We start from the raw sequence: 18,064 nt of genomic DNA, 5'->3' as shown, positions 1-18,064 counted from the left end.
GTCTCCCGAACGTCACTCCAAGTAGGTGGGAGTGAAGGCCTGAAGGTAGAAGCGGGTCGCCTTGCCGCGAATGGCAACAGGCAGGCGAGCGGGCATGCCCGTCGCGTCGGGCAAACGGTCCTCATAGACGTTGCCGGACACGACCAGGCCGTAGCCGCTGGGGCTGTCGGAGGCCAGGCCCTCCTGCGCGTCGCTGAACAGCAGCAGGGTGTCGGCCGCTCCATCGGCGGGGACAATCTTGTTGTCCACCACGCTGACTGCTGTGCCGCTGGGGATGCGCCGACGCCCAGTGGCGCCGTACTTCGGGTCGGTGAACGCGCCCCAGTTCAGAGGCGCGCCGGCACCGTGGTAGGTCAGGCTGTGGTAGTCCGCGATCCAGTGGGGCATGGACATGCTGAACTTCTCGCCGCGAACGGCGAAGGCCCCGCCGAGCAGCAGGGCCGTGAGGGAAAGCAGGGATTTCTTCATGGGAATCCTTTCGGAATTCACTACGCGAGAGAGGCGGACGTCCGGACGCCGGGCTTACTTCGCCGCTGCGGCTTGCGGTTGCAGCGGGTCCTTGTAACCACCTCCTTCCGACTGCTTGGCGAGGGTCTGCTTCACCCAACTGCCGCCGCCACCGCCGTTCTGGTTCGTGGTGGTGGCCGTGCTGTCCTGCCGGGTGAACTCAGTCCCGCTGCCGCTGCCGTCGCCGCTCGCCTGGACCTGAAGGGCGGGCAGGTAGTCGGTCCAGTTCTTCTTGGCGTACTCGCCCAGCTCGTGCTCGACGCCCTGGCCGTCCTTGACGTAGGCCACCTGCACCTTCTTGCCGTCGCGCTCGACTTCCTTCGAAGGCAGCACGGTGAGGCCATCGGCCTTCAGGCGGTCACCGAGCACGGTCTGCTTGAAGCCCGCGTGTTCAGCGGCCGTGCGGATAGCGTCGGTGCGGTCGCGGTCGGCCAGGGTGGAGGCGGCCTTGTCGCCGTCCTCGACCTTCTTCTTCACGTCGCCGGGCTTGCCGAGGGCAGCGTATTCGCCGTGTTCCTTCAGCTTCTGGCCCAGCTCGTCGGGCTTGCCAAGGGCGAGATAAGCCTCGTAGTCCTTCAGTTCCTGGCCCCGCAGGACGCGGGCACCGTTGGGCACCTGGTTCCCCTTCAGGGTTTCGTTCTCGCGCTCCAGCGTCGTGACCCGCTTGATGAGGTCGGAGTGGCTGGTCTTGGCGTGCAGAGCGTCGTTACGGGCCTGCCACTCCTCGGCGGTGAGGCGTCCGTCGTTGCCGGTAGTCGTGGTCGTGGTGCCTTCGCCTTCGCCGCGCGGGAACGGGGCATTGGCGAGCAGCAGGGCGGTCAGGGTGAGCAGGGCACGGTTCTTAGGCATAGAGACCTCCAGGAAGGCGGTGTGTCACGCCGAGGCGGTGAGCGAGTTCGTCGTGGATGGCCTGGGCCTCACGCATCTGCACGCAGGCCTGGCGGTGAACGTCGTGCAGCGGCGAGCCTTCCTCAGCCGCGCCCTGCTCATGCAGGGTGGCGCGCATGCCGAGCAGCTTCTCGTGCATCAGTGCGGTTTTCCGGAGCAGTTCAGTGTCTTCCATAATCTGGCCTCCCAAATGGGGATGAATGGGGACGGAATGGGACGCTCAGGCGTAGGCGTCGAGGTCGGCGGGACCCAACATCTCGACGCGGTAGGCCTGGGCGTAGTCCGAATGGAGAAAGCCGTCCCAGGTGAACTGGAGCGGCTCGTGAAAGTTGCTGTCGCTAACGTGCACGATGTCCTCGCCCGGCGAAATGGGCAGCAGCACGGCCACCTGATGCAGCCAGCCGGGCGTGGCCCCGCCGATGTTCACCAGCAGGGGCGCATGCGCCGCGCCGCCCGGGCTGGCGGCCGTGAAGCGCCGGCGCAGGCTCTCCCAGAAAGCAGTGGGCGTGCTGGAGAAACCCGGCTCGGTGCACCACAGGCTGGACACCAACATGCCCGCCGCGGCGAGCCGGGCGTAGTACCTCGGGGCACTCACGTCGTTGGCGTGCTCCAGCAACGCCTCGTCGCCCAGCAGGGCATAGAGGCTGTGATACAGACACCCGACCTGCCCGTGCTGCTGCCGGTGCTGGAGGGTCACGAACCCAAGCCTGCCCAGCGGGGCCAGTTGTAACACGTGCCCTGCGACAGCACACCCCGCTCCAGCGCGTTCTGCACGCTGGGGGCCACGTAAGACCAGCCCTGATCGAGGCCGTTGACCGGGCTTGTGGTGCGCTCGCCGGTCGTCCACTCCAGGCCGTACCCGTTCTTGCCGATGGCAAAGAGCTTCTGGCTGTAGAAGTGCCGCCAGACCTGCCCGGGCTTGGCCTGGTCGTGAATGCGGCGGCAGCTCGGGCAGTGGGCGAGACCTGCCGCCGTTGTGTTGGGGGGTTCAAAGCGGCCGTATTCAGGGAGAGTGGGGGTGTTGGCTTCCCGCTGGAGGACGAGTGTGGCGACCTCCTCGGGGGCCAGCCAGTCGATATGCAACTCACGGGCATTCGCTATGGAGCGTCCCACCTCCACCTCGAACCCCAGGGCTTTCAACTTGGCGCTCACATAACCAACGCCATAGGAGGGCACCTGGTAGACCGTGCCGAGCAGGCCGTTTTCAACGGCCTGGCTGACTTCAGAGAGGGCGTTCTCCAGGTAGGCGTGCAGAGCCGCCTGGAGCTTAGGCAAACAGCCCTCGCGGGCCTGCTGTGCGGTCAGCATCTTTTACTCCTCCTTTGGCAGGTACGCGAACGGACGGCGCACGCCCTCGCTCAGCCGCTCCGCCGCTTCAAGCGCGCGCTGGAGGCGCAGGTGTGGGTCGAGGTCCGGGGTGGCCTGCAGGGCTGCCAGCGCCGGACGGCTGCCGCTGCCGATGGCGGCCAAGTCGCGGTATTCGGTGACGCAGAACCAGGGCGAGACGTGGAAGAGTCGCGCCTGCCAGCCGACCAGCAGGCCCAGGTCGGTGTGTTCCTGCCCGTGCTGCCGCCGGAGTGTGCCCGCGTTCGCGTGGGCTGCGCGCAGCTCGTCCACGAAGGCCGTGCAGAGGTAGGCCATCACGTCCTGACCCTCATGCCGGGGCGGCGGGGCGAAGGCGTAGCGGACCACCTGGCTGCTGCGCTGCCCCCCGGCCCAGCCCAGCAGCCAGTCGCCGTGCTGCCAGAGTTTGCCCTCCAGCGTGGTTTCCAGGTCGCCCTCGTCGTCGGAGAGCAGGCTGTCGGCCCCCATGAACACCTGCCCGCCGTGAATCACAGCGGCGATGACGGTCACGAGCGGTACCAGTCCGTCATGACGCCGTCCTCGTATACGACCGTGACGTCCGTCAGCTCCACGACGTGCCAGACATAAGGTCCCTGCTGGCAGGTGCCGATGTGGTGTGCCGTGGCCGGGAAGGGCTGGCCGGTGGCCACGACGCGGAAGGTGCGAGGGGTCGTGCCGCCCTCCGGGCACTGCGGCTGCCTCACCCACAGTTGCAGCGTGTCCCCCTGGACGTCCACGTGGACGGGGGTGGCCCCCTGGGGCAGTTCCAGCACCTGGCCCGGCCCGTGGGATAGGGAGTACTTGAAGATGACGTGCCGCGGACGTTCATCGGCCTCTTCAGGGCTGGGGCTGCTGCGAGGTGGACCCGCCTGAAAGTCCCGCAGGAACTCCCAAGCCTGCCGGTTCCATCTCGCGTCGGCCAGCGCGTTGTGTTCACCCTTGCCCTGCTCGGGCAGCTTGGGGTCGCCCAGGGCCACGCACCATTGCTTGATGTCGCGGGTGTACATGGGCATGCCCTTCGGCAGGTCAATCATCGGCCCGAAAAGTTGACAGAGGACCACGTGGTCGTAGGCGCTGTAGTAGCCCCACAACTCGAGCTTCTCGCGGGGCGGTGCGAGTTGGCTCGGGTCAATGCCGTGCGCCTCGAAGAAGTCGAGCGCCAGCGGCCTCCCGTGCTGCTCCTCGTACCATTCCCGCTGTGTGTGGTAGCCCAGGAAGCGCAACAGACGTGCCTTGATCTCCTCCCGGCTCACAAAATTCTCCGGCCTGGGCGTGAGCTTGCTGATGACATGTTCTTTGACCCAGTCGTTGGCCCGCTCCCAGTCGCACTCGTTGTTGATGAGGTACAGCTCGCGGCCATCCTCGGCAACGACGCCGATGCTGATGAGGTCGATGGTGTTGCCGTCCTCAATGAATTCCGTGTCGTAGAAGACCTTCACGCTGCTTTCCTCCCTTTCCGCCGCGTCTGTTTCGGCGGCGCGGTCGCCTCAGGTGCCTTGGGCGTGAGCACCTGCTGTTTGAGCGTGGGGCTGACGCCTGCCTGCCGCTCGCGTTCGATTTGGGCGTCCTCCTGCGCCGGGTCGTCCTGGCCCTGCCGCTGCCGGGCCGTCTGGAGGCTGATGACACCTGCCTGTGCGTCGGCCCGGTCTGCCGAGCGGTCCTCGGGGCTGGGCGGCACGATGCGGCTCTTGACCTGCCCGTCCACCTGAATGGACTCGAAGCGTCCGGGTTGGTTGGCGAGGGCGGCCAGCAGCGCGAGGAACGTTTCGAGCACCTCGGTGATGGTGGCCTCGGCCAGATCAATCACCGGCTGGCGGATGGAGTCGAAGTCCGCGATGGCCACCTCGCGCGAGCGGCCACTCGCCACAGCGTCCGCACCCATCAGCACGTAGGCCTGCCCCACCTCGCCGTACAGGTTGATGCGGTTGTGGTCGGCGGCCTCGATCAGGGCGTCCGGGCTGACCGGCGTGAAGCGGCCGTACTCGGGCTTACCCAGCGGCTCTTCGCCCAGATACTCGCCCTTCTCGCCAGTCTTGTCGTAGGTGGCCCCGCGCCAGGCGGTCATGTGCCCTGCCCCCACCTTCAGGGGCAGGTAGCGGCGGCGCATGACCCCTTCGGCCTTGTCCGGGTCCTGCTCCAACACATAGGGCGGTTCGACGTTGATGCCGTACCGCTCCATGAACCCGGCCAGCTCGGTGTTACGGAGAATCATGGTGCTGGCCGTGTTGTAGGCCATCTGGTTCTGCAACACCTGGGGTGTGATGAGCGCGTCCAGGGCCAGCTCAATGAAGGTGATGCGGCTACCCAACTTGATGCGGGTGGCCGGTGCTTCCCCTTCCTGCCCCTCCTTCACCACGCGCAGCACCGTTTCCTCGCCCTCGACGGTGCAGACCTCTGCCGCTTCCTTCTCTGCCGCGTCCTGGTAGGCATAGATGGCGGAACGGACGAACGTGTCCGGGTCCTCGCGCACCACCACGTTCTCCGGTTGCGCGATGCATTCCAGGCGGATGTAACGCGCAAGCTGCGCGAGCTTCAGACCCGGCTTCACGCGCACCTTGCCATCTGCCCCCTGCTGGAGCGCACCCCCGGCCACCCGGAAGCGCAGGATGCCGCGGCCCTCGCGCCGGGCGAACACCAGGGCCTGCCGGATGGCGCGCTCGGGGTGGTTGCGGTCGAGCCTCCACCACGCTTTGGTGAGGGCGTCGGCCTCCTGCTCCAGCGTCGTGCGTTTGTTCTCGTCGTCACGGGTGGCCTCGACCTGCAACAGCGTCCAGTTCATCCGGGCGACACTGCTGTTCACCTCGCGGTTGACGAACTCCTTGATGAAGTTGGTTGAGGTGAAACTGCGACGCAGGGCCATCTGGAACTCGTTGACCACCGCCTGAGCCTGGCGCTTCTCCTGCTCGGTGCCGCCCTGGGGTGGATGGACGACCGGGCCACGCCAGTAGGAGAGATCCTCCGCCCCGCCACCGATGGGCTTGCCGAGGTGGTGGCCGTGGTACATCTGCCGGGCTTGGTCGGCGGTCGCGCTGAGGCCAACGACAGCGGCCTCGCGCAGGTCTTGCAGCGAGGCCGTGAGCAGGGTCAGGTTCTGGATTTTCTTCAGGGTGGTTCACCTCCTTTGAAAGGTCAGCCGGTCCAGCCGTTCCAGCCGCGCTGACGGGCCGCAGCCGGTGGCTTCTTGGCCCGCCGCTTCTGCTTGAAGCGCTGCAAGGCCTGCGTCGTGGGGTCAATCTGGTCATCGTTCGCGCCGTTGGGGAACTGCGCCCACTCCGGCAGGTATTCGCTCGCCACCCAGGGTGCGATGCTCGGGTGAGGCAGGTAGACGTTTCCGGCCTCGATGGTGCTGCTCTCTGCGGCCACTCGACTCTCCTTGCTGCCCTCAGGCTCGTAGGCAATCAGGCCGGGCAGAACACTCCGCAGGTCGCTCATGATGGCCGGGCCGTTCGCCTTGTCCTCGATCAGGTGTTCAGGGATGTCGGGATGCCGCTCCGCGAAGGCCTGCACCTCGGCCTTGGAGCGGACGTAGTCCCAGCGCCCCCGTACCTGATCGAGCAGGAAGAAGTCGGCTGCCCGACTGCCCCAGTCCTGCCCCACCACGAAGTCGCTTTTCTTCGTCTCCTTGAAAGCCAGGTCCCAACTGCTGAGCCGGAGGTCGAAGGTCTCTGGAGTAGGCACCACCAGTGCCTCCACCTCCGTGATGCTGCCGTCCTCGGCCACCACGGGGACCCGGATGGGCGGCAGACGGCTGATGAGGTGGGCAGGGGCGTGGTACCGCCACCACCAGCCCTTCACGATGCCGCCACCCACCGGCACAGGCCGCTGCTGAAGCTGCCCGGCCACGCCGAAGGAACCGAGGTCCAGGGCCGCCTGCTCGTAGTCGGCCTCGTCGCGGAACTCCGGGAAAAGCAGCTCGCCGGGCCGGGTGCGAGGGTCCTCCCAGATGGACGTTCTGGTGTGGTGTTCCGGCTCGTACTTCTCCGGGAGGCGCAGCACCTCCCAGCCACCCTTGGCTATCAGGTGGCCGGTCAGGTCCTCTTCGTGCAGGCGCTGCATGATGCAAATCTGCACGTACCGCTTGGGGTCCGCGCCGCGGCGGCTGAGGCTGGTGTCATAGGCGTTGTTGATGGCCCGGCGGTGCGCCCGGCTGTGAATCTCGGTGGCGTTGTTCGGGTCGTCAATCAGAAGGATGTTCGCGCGGGCGCCGGTCGCCGCGGTGATGGACTTGACCAGGCGGCGGCCGCGCGCCGTGGTGTCGAACTGGCTCTTGCTGTTCTGGTCCCGGGTGAGCCGCACCTGGTCGCTGTACCGCTCCTGATACTCCGGCGACTCCACGAGGCGGCGCATGGCCATGCTGTCGCGTAGGCTCAGGCTTTCGTTGAACGCCACGGCGAGGAACCGCTCGCCCGCGTCCATCTCGGCCCACACCCACGCGGGGAAGAAGACGTTACAGAGCGACGACTTCATGGTGCCGGGCGGGACGTTGATGATCAGGCGCTTGATTTCGCGCCGCGCCGCCGCTTCGAGGTGCAGGCACATGGCGTCGAGCGCCCAGCCCCAGGCGAGGGGCGTACCCGGTTCCAGAACCTCCCAGAACTCGTGCACGAATTCGCGCAGCGTGAGGGGCTTCACCTCTTCCGGTTCAGGCAGTTCGCCGCGGTCGGACAGTTCCCGCTCGGCCAATTCCGCGAAAATCACATCATCGTCGAGCCACTCCGGCCAGTCGTCACGCCTTTGCCGCGCCACGCGCTTGCCGCCTCCGCTCCAGCAGCTCCATCAACTGGTCCGTGCTGAGGTTCTTCAGGTCAGCCGGGCTGCGCAGGTCCTCTACCCGCACGGTGAACTCCTCCATGCCGCGCGCCTGGCGTTCCAACTGCGCCCCCGCAGTGGCGAGGCGGGCCAGCTCGAAGGGGGACATCTCCTGCGGGTTCTGGTGTGCCATCGCCCGCACGGCGAGGGTCTGCATGCCCTTCCCGATCTTGGCCTGCCGCACGCGTACCTCTTCCACGGTTTCGAGGTCGAGAGTGCGCGCGGCGGCCGCAGCTTGGGCGCGAAATTGGGCGCGGAGATCCGTCCAATCTTCGTCGCTGGAACGGCGTTTCACCTGACTGAGGCTGGGCCAGCCAATTCCGCGACTTTCGGCACTTAATGCGTCCAGGGTGACGGTGTCATCTCCGCGGATGTACTCGCGGCGGATGGCCGTCCAGTTATAGGCGGGGGGACGCCCTGCGGCGCTACGCGCCCCGCCGCCACTCTTCTTTTTCGGGATCGTCTTGGGCTTGGGGTCGCGTTTCGACATGGGGATTCACCTCCTTCAGGGCACAGAAAAAGCCCGCGCTGGGGCGGGCAATAGGGTGAACGGGAGTTAGAGCTGCTTCATGCGGAGGAACAGGGTAATCACGCCACCGTCGTTCGTGTAGGCAAAGCCGCCGCCCTCGTCGTCACCGTCCTTGTCATCCGATGGGAAGAGGTCCCGAAGGCGCGAGCTCTCTGGAACGCTCTCGAAGTCGTAACGGCCGCTCCGCATCTCCTCCAGGACAAACTCCAGAAGCGGGGCCAGCTCTTTGGGACCGTCGTCGCGCCGGGTCATGAGGGATGTTAGCCCATAAAGTTGGGGCCCCTTACTTCGGCGTCCACCCCTTGCTGAACCGCGTGCGGCCACCCGTGCCCCGCTCCGTCATCCCGCCTCGGTCATAGAGGCGGGTGACTTCTTCTTTCTCCATACCGCAGCGTTCCATCACCTGGGGGACGGTCAGGCCTTCCTCGTCGATCAGGCGGCGCACGATGCCTGCCATTGGCAACACACCGTGCTCGCCCCGCGCCCGGTTGTGCCGGATGGTGCTGAGCATCTGGTCGCCGGTCGCAGGCGGCAGCAGGCGCACCACCGGCACGTACCCGTCGGTCATGGCGTAGATGCGCGGGTCAGCGCTGACGGTCCAGCGGTGGAAGCCGTCCACAATCTCGCCGTCAGGGCGGGCGACGATGGGCTGGGTCCAGCCGTCTTCGAGGATGCTGGTTTTCAGCAGCAGCAACTCAGGCTTGGCGACGAAATTGGGATTGTAGCCGTTCGCGTGCAGGTCGTCGCGTGGCACCCACTCGATTCGGGAGAGGGGCTGTGCGTCACGTCCGATTTTCATGGGGCGTCTCCTTGGAGGGCGCGCGCTTCAGACAGCTCGTCCTGGTAGCGCTGGAGGTCGGCGCAGTACTTCTCGTGCGCCTTCCGGAACTCGTCTGGCGACTTGCGCCCGATGTTGGGCTGCCGCCGCTGTTTGAAGTTCCCGCGCATGGCCATCTTCACGAAGAAGGCCCACGAGTACCCGGTGAGCGGATGGTCCACATTTGGGGCCAAGTCGTCGGCTGTCTTGCGGTAGTGCATCCGCAGGTGGGCGCGAATCGCCTTGCTGACCTGGGCCTGTTCCTTCGGGGGGAAGTTGGCCTGCACCAGGTCGCGCAGCCAGGCCTCGTAGGTGAGGCCGGGCGGCTTGTCGGGAATCTCCCCGAAGGCGTACAGCTCGGTGCGGCTGTAGCGTTTGGCGGTGGCTGCGCCGGGGACGCGGTAGACCATGCGGTCCCAGAGTTCGGGTTCGCACTCGTGGTACTGGTCGAGGCGCTGTATGGGTTCCTCACCGAAGGGCGGCGCGAGGCGCTGCTTGCCGGGCGTGAAGCCCATCTTGTCCAGCAGGTCGTAGACCCGGCAGTAATCCCAGCCCATCAGCTTGGGCGCGAGCCACACGTCCTCGGTACGCCAGTCGTAGATGGGGTAGGCCTTCCAGACGTTCCCGGCGTGCTGCACGTCGTTCGCTCCGCCATACCCGCCGCTGTCCTTGATGATGTAGTTGTCGACCGCGCGGCGGCTCACCGCGGCCCGGCGAATCAGGCTCTCGTCGGCGCGGATGCCGAGAAGCTGCACCACGTTCCCCAAGCTGGGGGGAAACAGCAGGCCGGACAGCTCCGGGATGGAGAGGCGCTTTTCCACGTCGTGGTGGTCGTAGCCTGGCACCTCAGTGATCGCCGCGGGTGGCAGATCGCGCACCCACACGTCGCGGTCTTCCGGTGCCCAGGGGTACCAGACCGGCGACTCGCTGGAGCAGGCGTTGCGGTGCTTGACCGGCACGCAATACCAGTCGAGCTTCACCAGTGGGTCGGCGGCCACGCGGCGCACGTAGGCGACGTTCTCGGAGTAGATGCACTCCTCGTCGTAGAACACCACATGCAGTGGGCGGCTCCGCTCGCGGGCCACCTCCAGCGCCAGGTTGAGGACGATGGTGCTGTCCTTGCCGCCGCTGAAGCTCACGCTCACGTGGTCGAAGCGGTCGAACAGGACGCGCATCCGTTCGCGGGCCAGGGTGAGCACGTCCTGGTCCACGAAGTGCGACTTCAGGCGGCTGTTCTTCGGGTTGTACCGGTAGGGCTTTAGGCCAGGGTGGGGCGCTGCAATCTCCGCGAGGGGCTGCTCAGACGTCAGCGGGTCCACTGCGGGCCTCCCGTGTGGCGGCGCAGGCTGGCCGTGGTGCTGAGAGGGTGCTGGGCCGCGCCGCCGGGGCCGTAGACCGTCACCGTGGCGTCCGGGAGGGGCGCGCTGCCGGGGAAGGGCAGGCTGCACAGGTACGTGCCCTCGCGGCGGGTCAAAGCGTGCAGGGGGTGGCCGCGCCGGGCGGCAAGCACGCGGCCGTCCCCGGCCAGCACCAGCAGCGCCAGCGGCACGCCGGGGGCCACGGTGTCGAGCAGGGTGGTCACGCCCGCGCCCAGGTCCGTGCGGGCCAGCAGCAGCGCCAGGACCTCGCTGTCGCTGGCCGTCTGTGGGGCCAGGCCGTGTCGCTCAGCAAGGAGGGCCGCGCCGGGCACGGTGCCGTTGTGAGCGACGAAGAGGCGTTCGGCCTGAAGGGGTTGTGCGCAGGCGAGGTCGTCGTGTGCGCCGGCGGTTGCCAGCCGCGCGTGCCCGACCACGCTGTCCACCACGGTAGACAGGGCCGCGCCGTCCACGGGGCCGAGGCGGACGTGCCGCTTGCCTGCGGTCGCCCAGCCGTGGGCGTGGGGGCCGCGGGTGCCCGCCGCGAGGGCGAGGCCGCGCAGCCTGTCCGCCTCCGGCGGGCCGCCGCTGCGCCAGAAGCCGAAGAGGCCGCACATCACCGCAGCCCCCTTGCCTGCATGTACTGGCGGGCCTGGGGGAGCACGGTGGCCGCGTGCCGGACGATGTCAGGGTCAATCTGCCATGTCTCGTCCCAGCCCTGCGCCTGGCTCTTCGTGTAGAGGCGCTGGGGCCAGCAGCCGGTGCCGACCTGCCAGCCGCGCGGGTACCCGTAGATGGGGGGCAGGGAGAAGCCCTCGCGCTTCAGGAGGGCCAGCACGGCTTCGTGGGGCCAGTCACGGATGGGGCTGTAGCGGGTGATGCCCTCGCGGTTGCGGTAGATGCCGCCCTGCCCGCAGAAGTTGCCTTCGGCGTGACGGCGGCCCAGCACCAGGACGTCGAGGCGGTGCTGCTGGAAGTACTGGCGCTGCGCGGCGTGCTGCACCACCCGGAACCAGCGGGCGTTGTCCTGGGCGCGCTGCGGGAACAGCAGGTGCGGGTTCTGCGCGAGCCAGTGCAGGTCCTGGCCGGTGTTGATGACCTGCACGCTGGGCGGCATGTGGTCCGTGACCCAGGCCAGGAACTCCGGGTACTCCAGGTTGGTCATGCCGAACACGCAGGCCTGGGTGCCGAGCTGCTCGCACAGCCACTCGACCACCAGCGAGTCCTTGCCGCCGCTCCAGGCGAAGGCCACCCGCTTGCCGGTCAGCTTGGCGCGCATCTCCGCGAGGGTGCGCTCGACCAGGGCGTCGAGGTCGGCCGCCGGGCAGAGGTCCTCCACGCGGTCCCAGGTGTCCAGCCAGGCCTGCTGGGCGGACACCTGCTTGCGGGGGATGGCGGGGGCGGTCACAGGTTCCCCGGCAGGTCGGCGCAACTGCTGGCGTCGGGGCGGTCCTCGGTCAGGAAGATGGTCTGGGCCATCATCCTGAAGCCGCTCATGCGTTCGCGGAAGGTCTCGATGCTCTCCTCGGGGTGAACGGAGTCGATGACCGCGTTGGGGCCGAGCGCGTTGAACTGGTGCGAGACGCCGCGCGGAATCTGCATGTCCACGAAGCTGTTCTCCGGCACCACCAGGTTGTAGCGGGTGCGCCGCACGCCGACGGGCAAGTCCGGCATGTCGTCCTCGAACTGCTCGGGCACGAAGGGCGTCACGCCGGGGATGTTCGTCACCAGGAAGGGGCTGAGGCTGCCCACGCGGATGGTGGTGCCGGGGCCGGTCATCATCCGCACGAAGCGCAGGCCGGTGTGCAGGTGCATCCGCGAACAGATGCCGCGCTCGGTCACGTCGTAGAAGTCCATCAGGTAGCGGCTGGAGACGTACCCGTCGAAGGGCTTCTCCAGCATGTACACGTCACCTTCCTCGAATTCCTGGGCGCGGATGATGCCGTCCTCGTCGGGCGTGCGGGCGGCGCGGCTGCCGTGGGCGGCCTGCACGATGCGCGCGAAGGCCCACACGATCTGCCCGGCTAGGTCCGCGCTGAGCCGCAGGACCGGCGTGACGACGTTCTGCGCGGGGTCCACGAATCCGGCCACGTCGTGGATTTCGTTCTCGTCGTCCGGGTGGGCCTTCATGGGCTGGCCGGTCACGCGGCCACCGTCCCTTGCTGCACGCCCGCCAGGTAGTGGCGCACGATGCGGACGACGGCCTCCGGCGAGGTGGCGACGCCGAAGCGCTCGCGGGCGTCTTTGATGGCCCGCAGCAGGTCGTCGCGCTCACTCTGGCGCACCACGTACGCGACCTGCACGTAGGGGTCGTCGTCGGTGGCCGGGGCAGCAGGCGCGGGCAAGCCTTCGCTGGGGGCCGTGCCTGTTGCAGGCGTCACGAACGTGTCTGGGGCGCTGACAGGGGCGGGCACTTCCGCAGACGTCTCCGGGACCGTCATGCCCGGCGCGCTGCCGCTCTGCTGTGGGAGGACAGGGGCAGCCACCGGCTGGACGGGCTGAATCAGATCGTTCAGGAACTCGCTGGGGGCCTCGGGCAGTGCGGGGGCAGTGGTCGCCGCGGCGTCCGTTTCCCTCACGAACGCAGCGAGGTCGAACCCGGACACGGCGCGCAGGTCCTCGTCGAGGTTGGCCAGCAGGCTGCCCAGCAGCTCGTCGTTCCAGCCACCCAGTTCGCCGGTGCGGTTGTGGGCCACCAGGTAGGCGGCGGCCTCGTCCTCGCTTCCGAAGGACGCGCCGCGCGTGACCGGCACCAGCCACATGCCGTCCTCGCGGACCTGCACGAATTGCGGGGCGGGGTGCCCGGCGGCGTGCGCGCGCTCCAGCACCGAGAGGCGACCATGACCGGCAATCAGGCGGCCCGAGGCCTCGTCGATGGCGAGCGGGTCACGGAAGCCGAAGCGGCTGATGCTGGCGGCGATGGCGCTCTCGGCATGTTCCTTCGGGTTGCCGGGCCAGCGGGCGAGCTGGTCGAGGGGCAGGTACTCGATGCGGAGGGCGGAGGCGGCGGATGGGGAGTTCTTACGGGACATGCAAGCTCCAGCCCGTGTCCACCAGGGTGGACAGCGGGGCGACGCACAAGGATTTGCCCTGGGGGCAGCGGCGTCTTGAGGTGGTCGTGGGGCAGGGGCGTCCTGCGGCCCGGTGGACGCGGTCATGCCGCGATGCGCCCAGGTTTGAAGGCCCTGGGCTGGCCGCTCTACAAATCCCGCGTGGCCCGCGCGCCGGGAGGAGGGTGTCGGATTCACATCCTGTGGGCGCGGGGCGGTGCGGGTCGCCCCCCGTTCCGAGGGGCCAGAAACGACAGTGCCGCCCAGCGTCAGGCGCTGCGCGGTTGGGTTGGATATAGGCGGTTTCAGCCGCATGTTCTGGAAGGCCGGAAGACCGGCAGGCGAGTGGGGAAGAAGGGTCAGCGCTTCATGGCAGGCACCTCCAGGGCTGGACGCACGCTCGGCAACGTGCGGGCTACGCCAGGCCTAAACGAACGATGCCCCTGTGAAGGCAGGGGCATCGCTTTACACGGGTAGACTTCGGCGCAGCTTAAAAAGAAAACTGCTAATTCTGACGAGGATTTGTCAAGCCCCCCTGCTCAAGCGCACGCGCCATGATGCTCTGCATGGTGTCCCCGAGGGCTTTTTTCCGCTGCTCACGGTTTTCGGGCGTGTTCTTCGTTTGCGGCAAATGCAGGCCTGCTTCCGGGTGGGTACTCGGAATTTCTGCCGGGTCCACGTCGTTGAGCACCATGGCGCGGCGGATCGCATCAAAGGCGCGCAGCAGGCCATCGCTGACGTTCTCGCGCAGCCGCAGGTGGCCGTCGTTGTCGCGGTAGATCAGATGCCAGTCGTCATCCTGCCGGCGGCCCTGCTTGCGGCCGTGCTCGCGGTCAGCCAGGTCCTGAATCCAGCGCCCCAGAGCGGCCCACCCCGCCTCGCCCACCTCGACGAGCGTGCGCGCCTCGATCTCCCTGCCGTTGACCACCACGGGCGTGTGGCAATCACGGTCATACACCACGACGAGGCGCACGTAGAACTGCATCATGCCCTGATCGTCGCGCTGCCGTCGCTCCTCGCGCACCGACAAAATCTCACCGTGGAAGTAGCGACCGGTGTGGAACTTCTTGCGGTGGCGCTCCAGCTCGGCATTCGCCAACTCGTACTCAGCGCGGTAGGTCTGGACCTCGCGCTCCATGACTTCCGCGCCTACCGTGTCGCCCTGGGCGCGCAGGTTGCAGGCTTCGAGGGCCGCGCTATACATGGCGAGCAGAGAATCTTGCAGCACGCCTGCCGTCGCGTTCCCCTTACCCTGGCCGCTGTTGTCGGGGCGACTGTTGGTCCCGTACTCGCGCTCGGCCAGGTCGATCATGCGGCGCACCGTGCTGCTGATCTGCGCGGTTTCGCGCGCCTCCGCGTCCGAGAGGAAGTAGCGCTTATGAATGCACCGGGCGATGTTGTTGATCAGGAGGCGACTGCGTTGATTCAGCTCCTCGGTCTGGACCTGTAGGCGTTCATCGGGCAGCGGAGCCTCCAGCATGACTGCGCGCCCGTTGCGGCCCGGCTGACGGGCTGCGAGCGCCACCGCTTCCGCTTGCGCCGCGTCAAGCAGCACGCGCGCCGCATCCGTCTTCACCGCCTGTGCGCTGCCTCGGGGCACCACCAAGGCGGCGAGTTGCCGGGCACGTTGGTCGGCGGCCTGCCGGAGCGCGGCCACCCCAGCGGCTCCCCCGGCTTCCTGCGCGTTCGCTTCCAGCAGTTGGTTCATCAGCCGCTTCCAGCTCGGGCGGCTGCGAGCGTCTATCAGGAAAGCCGGGGGAGCCGCTGTGGCGGGCGCGCGGGAGACGTGCTTGAGGGGCACGGTCTTCTGGGTGCCGTCCAGGAACTGGAGGCGGACGGTGGGGATCTTCACGTCCTTGCGGGGCGCGCGCAGGACTCGGGCACGGCTGCCTGCATAGGGATGCTCGACGTTCCGGGGAACGTAGAACACCTGCTCGCCTGCTGTGAGGGTCAGGAGTTGCTTGGAGGTGATTTTCCTGGGGGATCTGCGGTGACGGTTGGTGGCCGCCGCCTGCTGCTCCTCGTCCAGCAGGCGGCGGCGCTGGGCGGCGAGTCTGTCTGCCTCCCGCTGGGCCTGTTGCCCCCGTGCGGCGCTGGCGTTCATGCTGCTCCCACCTGGTGGCACTGCTCTGCCAGCCGCTGCCGCGCGATCTCACCCAGGCTTGGCCCGACCCGGCGAGTATGCGCGGGGCCGTATTCGGTCCAGTACGTGGCGAGGGCATCGGTGCCCGCAGGGGTGAGGATGTAGCCCTCCTGTTCGCCCTTCTTGCCTTTGCGAGCACGCACCCAGCGGATTTGGCCTTTGATGCGGTGCAACTCGTGCAGGAGGTCCCGCTGCTCGTTGGTAGGGTCTTGCTGTTCGGGGGCCCACAGCCGAGCGGCTTTGAGGGCGTCGATAGGTTCGAGGGGGGTCAGGCTGAAGGCGCTGAGCAGCAGATATTCGGCGGGCAGGGGGTCACTCATGCAGCAGCTTCTCCGATAAAAGTGGGGATGGAAGGCGAGTAAAGTTGTGATGCAGACTAGCGCAGCCGTTCTTGCGCCTCGGTGACAAGTAGTTCTTGGAGTGTCCAGGCGACGACGACCGTAAACCCGGACGCGCGCAGCCGGAGATGGCAGGCGAGCTGCTCAGCGGTCGGTTTGTTACCGGGCTGCTTGAGTTCCGCGAACCACAGGCGGCGCTGGCCGTCTTCCAGGTAGACCACGAGGTCCGGCCATCCCGGCGTGTACCAGACCGTGCCGCCCTTGCTGCTGCCCTTCAGGCTCTCCTGCACGCTCCAGCCGCATTCGGTGAGCTTTTTCACGGCGTCGGCCTGAAACGCGGCCTCGCTGGCGTAGCCGTTGCTGACGGTGCGCGGAAGATACCCGCCCAGGCGTTCTCCCTGGGCGGGCTGCTGCTCTTTGGGGAAGAGGTTGGGGTGCCTGCGCTTGTACTCCCGCAGGAAGGCCTCGTCGAACGTCAGAGAAGCACCTCAAGCACATTGGTGGGGGTCAGCTCCACGGCCAGCGTGGGGCAGAACCAGCGCCACCAGGGACGCACGGTGACGGTGCGGATGCCCACGTAGGTATGTGTGCGGCGGAGGTACCCGACCTCCATCTCCTCGGCATCCTGGATAGCCATGCCCCGGTACATGCCGTGCAACACTCGCGAGGTATCCGGGTCGTAGGGGAGGAGCCGCCGGGAGATGTAGGCGGCATGTTCGGCGTCTTCGTATTCCCCCGATGTGAGGCGTTCCAGCGGCACGACTGCCCCCAGGCTGTTGATGGCGCTGTACGCCGCCACGACCTCTCGGGGAGCCAGTAGGCAGGCGGGGTGATGGTCGGTGCCCCGCCCGCACAGTCGGCAGGTCACGCCGCCCCCTCCTCATCCTGAAGTTCGGCGGGGATGACGCGCCAGCGGTCGCCGTTGCGGCCGATATGCCCGCCCTGCGCGAGGATGTTCAGGATCTTGTCGGTGCGCCGGGCACTCCAGTTCAGACGGGCGGCCAGCACGCGGGCAGTCAAGCCCGCCTCCTCGCGGCGCAGGCAGTCGTACATGCTGCGCTCGTCAAGGTTCAGGCGGTCAGGAATGGGCGAGAGGGTAGGTTGGGCCGCAGGCGGGGGTGGCACCTGCACTGGGGAGGGGTAGCAGAACCACTGCGTACCGTCCTCCTCCTCCGGGGAAGCGGAGAGCGTGCCGAGGCGGTGGAGTGCCTGGAGGTGCTCACGGATGGCTGCCGGGTCGAGGCGCAGGTCCTCCGCGATGCGGACGGCTGTGAACTCCTGACCGACGTGTTCGCGCAGGTGCACCAGGATGTAGGCACGGGTAGACGGTTGGGTATCGCTCAGGGCCGAACTGTCCCCAGAGGGCGGCGGTACGACAGCCGCCTTCCCGGTTCCCGAACGGCGGTAGCGGGCGGGGTTACCGACAGCGGTGGTGCCTGTGCCAGGCACCTTCTCCAGCACGCCCCGCTTGGTGAGGGTGCGTAGGTAGTCCTTGACCGTGGCAGGCAGCAGGCCGGTCGCGCTGGCGGCCTCCTGGGCCGTGGTTTCTTCGCCGTGCGCGAGGGACTGCGCGTACTCGGTCAGGATGTCCATGTTGCTGCGGTAGGGAGCCTGCTCTTCTCCGTCGTCGCGGTCCTCTGCATCGTCATCAGGGTTGGCGGGAGGGGGTGCAGACGGCGGCACCTGGGGCTGCTCCTGCGGCGAGCTGGGGGGAGACTCCTGCACGACGGGCGGGGCATCGTGTGCAGGAGTCTCGGCGTCAACTGCCGTGGGCATGTCCACCGGGGCAGGCGCGGCGTCCACGACAGGGGCCTCGGCCAGCAGGTCGCCGCTCGACAGCACGCGGTCCACGTGGTCGGTCAGGTGGACGAGAATTCGGAACGCGGCCTCCGCCTCCGCAATCTGCGTATTCAGATGGGCGAGGTGCGCGAGAGTATCCGCGTGGGCCGCACGCATCCCGGCGAGTGGGGCTGCCTTCTCTTCTAGGGCGGCGAGCCGGGCGGACAGGGGAAGGGTGTTCGTCACGGTCATTCCTCGCTTTCAGAGGTTTCGGCCTCGTACTGACGCCGCCACGCACGCGGGGCGTCCCAGATGCTTTTCACGACCGGGCCGGGGCGCAGGTCGCCGGTGCTGCTGTCCATGACCTCCAGCCAATAGCCGCGCTCGTCGAACTGGATGCCGCCGCGCAACCCCATGCCCTGGAGTCCGGCCACGTAATCCATCGGCTTCACGTCGTCGGTGCCCTGGAAGTCGCGCCGGTCCTGCGCGCCGCGCTGCACGGCCC

General features: G+C 67.7%; 23 protein-coding genes. All 23 read right to left on the bottom strand.

Annotation, left to right across the window (positions count from 1 at the left end):
* Window positions 1-12 precede the first annotated feature (12 nt).
* Window positions 13-468, bottom strand: a complete 456-nt coding sequence (locus ABEA67_RS11970) for a hypothetical protein (protein ID WP_345465405.1) — start codon at window positions 466-468, stop codon at window positions 13-15.
* A 54-nt stretch (window positions 469-522) separates the two neighbouring features.
* Window positions 523-1,356 carry a hypothetical protein gene (locus ABEA67_RS11965; RefSeq protein ID WP_345465403.1) on the bottom strand — a complete coding sequence of 278 codons (834 nt, stop codon included), beginning with the start codon at window positions 1,354-1,356 and terminating at the stop codon, window positions 523-525.
* The gene (locus ABEA67_RS11960; RefSeq protein ID WP_345465401.1) at window positions 1,349-1,570 is read right to left on the bottom strand and encodes a hypothetical protein; all 222 of its coding nucleotides are present in this window, start codon (window positions 1,568-1,570) and stop codon (window positions 1,349-1,351) included. Before ABEA67_RS11960 ends, ABEA67_RS11965 begins: the two co-directional genes overlap by 8 nt.
* A 45-nt stretch (window positions 1,571-1,615) precedes the next feature.
* Entirely contained in the window at window positions 1,616-2,092 is a 477-nt protein-coding gene (locus tag ABEA67_RS11955) for a hypothetical protein (protein ID WP_345465399.1), read from the bottom strand.
* Window positions 2,089-2,703 carry a hypothetical protein gene (locus ABEA67_RS11950; protein ID WP_345465397.1) on the bottom strand — a complete coding sequence of 205 codons (615 nt, stop codon included), beginning with the start codon at window positions 2,701-2,703 and terminating at the stop codon, window positions 2,089-2,091. The genes ABEA67_RS11955 and ABEA67_RS11950 overlap by 4 nt, the downstream gene beginning before the upstream one ends.
* 3 nt (window positions 2,704-2,706) lie before the next feature.
* Entirely contained in the window at window positions 2,707-3,249 is a 543-nt protein-coding gene (locus ABEA67_RS11945; RefSeq protein WP_345465395.1) for a hypothetical protein, read from the bottom strand.
* A complete protein-coding gene (locus ABEA67_RS11940; protein WP_345465393.1) occupies window positions 3,246-4,178 on the bottom strand; it encodes a DUF7352 domain-containing protein in 933 nt (310 codons plus the stop codon). The genes ABEA67_RS11945 and ABEA67_RS11940 overlap by 4 nt, the downstream gene beginning before the upstream one ends.
* Window positions 4,175-5,743, bottom strand: coding sequence for a hypothetical protein (locus ABEA67_RS11935; RefSeq protein WP_345465391.1), 1,569 nt, complete (start codon window positions 5,741-5,743; stop codon window positions 4,175-4,177). Before ABEA67_RS11935 ends, ABEA67_RS11940 begins: the two co-directional genes overlap by 4 nt.
* A gap of 125 nt (window positions 5,744-5,868) precedes the next feature.
* Window positions 5,869-7,485 carry a phage terminase large subunit gene (terL, locus tag ABEA67_RS11930; protein WP_345465389.1) on the bottom strand — a complete coding sequence of 539 codons (1,617 nt, stop codon included), beginning with the start codon at window positions 7,483-7,485 and terminating at the stop codon, window positions 5,869-5,871.
* Window positions 7,466-8,038, bottom strand: coding sequence for a hypothetical protein (locus ABEA67_RS11925; RefSeq protein WP_345465387.1), 573 nt, complete (start codon window positions 8,036-8,038; stop codon window positions 7,466-7,468). Before ABEA67_RS11925 ends, terL begins: the two co-directional genes overlap by 20 nt.
* A gap of 66 nt (window positions 8,039-8,104) precedes the next feature.
* Window positions 8,105-8,329 (bottom strand): hypothetical protein, encoded by a 225-nt coding sequence (locus ABEA67_RS11920; protein WP_345465385.1) that lies wholly within the window; start codon window positions 8,327-8,329, stop codon window positions 8,105-8,107.
* Window positions 8,330-8,360: 31 nt separating this feature from the next.
* The gene (locus ABEA67_RS11915) at window positions 8,361-8,876 is read right to left on the bottom strand and encodes an IbrB-like domain-containing protein (protein WP_345465383.1); all 516 of its coding nucleotides are present in this window, start codon (window positions 8,874-8,876) and stop codon (window positions 8,361-8,363) included.
* Window positions 8,873-10,213, bottom strand: coding sequence for a DUF3440 domain-containing protein (locus ABEA67_RS11910; RefSeq protein ID WP_345465381.1), 1,341 nt, complete (start codon window positions 10,211-10,213; stop codon window positions 8,873-8,875). Before ABEA67_RS11910 ends, ABEA67_RS11915 begins: the two co-directional genes overlap by 4 nt.
* A complete protein-coding gene (locus ABEA67_RS11905) occupies window positions 10,201-10,866 on the bottom strand; it encodes a class II glutamine amidotransferase (RefSeq protein ID WP_345465380.1) in 666 nt (221 codons plus the stop codon). Before ABEA67_RS11905 ends, ABEA67_RS11910 begins: the two co-directional genes overlap by 13 nt.
* A complete protein-coding gene (locus tag ABEA67_RS11900) occupies window positions 10,866-11,657 on the bottom strand; it encodes a phosphoadenosine phosphosulfate reductase domain-containing protein (RefSeq protein WP_345465379.1) in 792 nt (263 codons plus the stop codon). Before ABEA67_RS11900 ends, ABEA67_RS11905 begins: the two co-directional genes overlap by 1 nt.
* Entirely contained in the window at window positions 11,654-12,394 is a 741-nt protein-coding gene (locus tag ABEA67_RS11895) for a hypothetical protein (RefSeq protein ID WP_345465377.1), read from the bottom strand. Before ABEA67_RS11895 ends, ABEA67_RS11900 begins: the two co-directional genes overlap by 4 nt.
* Window positions 12,391-13,281 (bottom strand): ParB N-terminal domain-containing protein, encoded by an 891-nt coding sequence (locus ABEA67_RS11890; protein WP_345465375.1) that lies wholly within the window; start codon window positions 13,279-13,281, stop codon window positions 12,391-12,393. The genes ABEA67_RS11895 and ABEA67_RS11890 overlap by 4 nt, the downstream gene beginning before the upstream one ends.
* 523 nt (window positions 13,282-13,804) lie before the next feature.
* Complete coding sequence (locus ABEA67_RS11885; RefSeq protein WP_345465373.1) at window positions 13,805-15,403, bottom strand: hypothetical protein; 1,599 nt, start codon at window positions 15,401-15,403, stop codon at window positions 13,805-13,807.
* On the bottom strand, window positions 15,400-15,762 hold the full coding sequence (locus tag ABEA67_RS11880; RefSeq protein ID WP_345465371.1) for a hypothetical protein: 363 nt from the start codon (window positions 15,760-15,762) through the stop codon (window positions 15,400-15,402). Before ABEA67_RS11880 ends, ABEA67_RS11885 begins: the two co-directional genes overlap by 4 nt.
* A gap of 56 nt (window positions 15,763-15,818) precedes the next feature.
* Complete coding sequence (locus ABEA67_RS11875) at window positions 15,819-16,100, bottom strand: PDDEXK family nuclease (RefSeq protein ID WP_345465369.1); 282 nt, start codon at window positions 16,098-16,100, stop codon at window positions 15,819-15,821.
* 155 nt (window positions 16,101-16,255) lie between these two features.
* Complete coding sequence (locus ABEA67_RS11870; RefSeq protein ID WP_345465367.1) at window positions 16,256-16,648, bottom strand: hypothetical protein; 393 nt, start codon at window positions 16,646-16,648, stop codon at window positions 16,256-16,258.
* The gene (locus ABEA67_RS11865) at window positions 16,645-17,805 is read right to left on the bottom strand and encodes a helix-turn-helix domain-containing protein (RefSeq protein ID WP_345465365.1); all 1,161 of its coding nucleotides are present in this window, start codon (window positions 17,803-17,805) and stop codon (window positions 16,645-16,647) included. Before ABEA67_RS11865 ends, ABEA67_RS11870 begins: the two co-directional genes overlap by 4 nt.
* A 2-nt stretch (window positions 17,806-17,807) precedes the next feature.
* Window positions 17,808-18,064 (bottom strand): hypothetical protein (locus tag ABEA67_RS11860; RefSeq protein WP_345465363.1); only part of this gene is annotated, 257 nt, incomplete at its 5' end.

Origin of the sequence: Deinococcus carri (assembly GCF_039545055.1) — a bacterium.
In the GTDB taxonomy this organism is placed as follows: Bacteria; Deinococcota; Deinococci; order Deinococcales; family Deinococcaceae; genus Deinococcus; species Deinococcus carri.
Note: the sequence above shows the minus strand (reverse complement) of the source record. Positions and strands in the feature narration are given on the sequence as shown.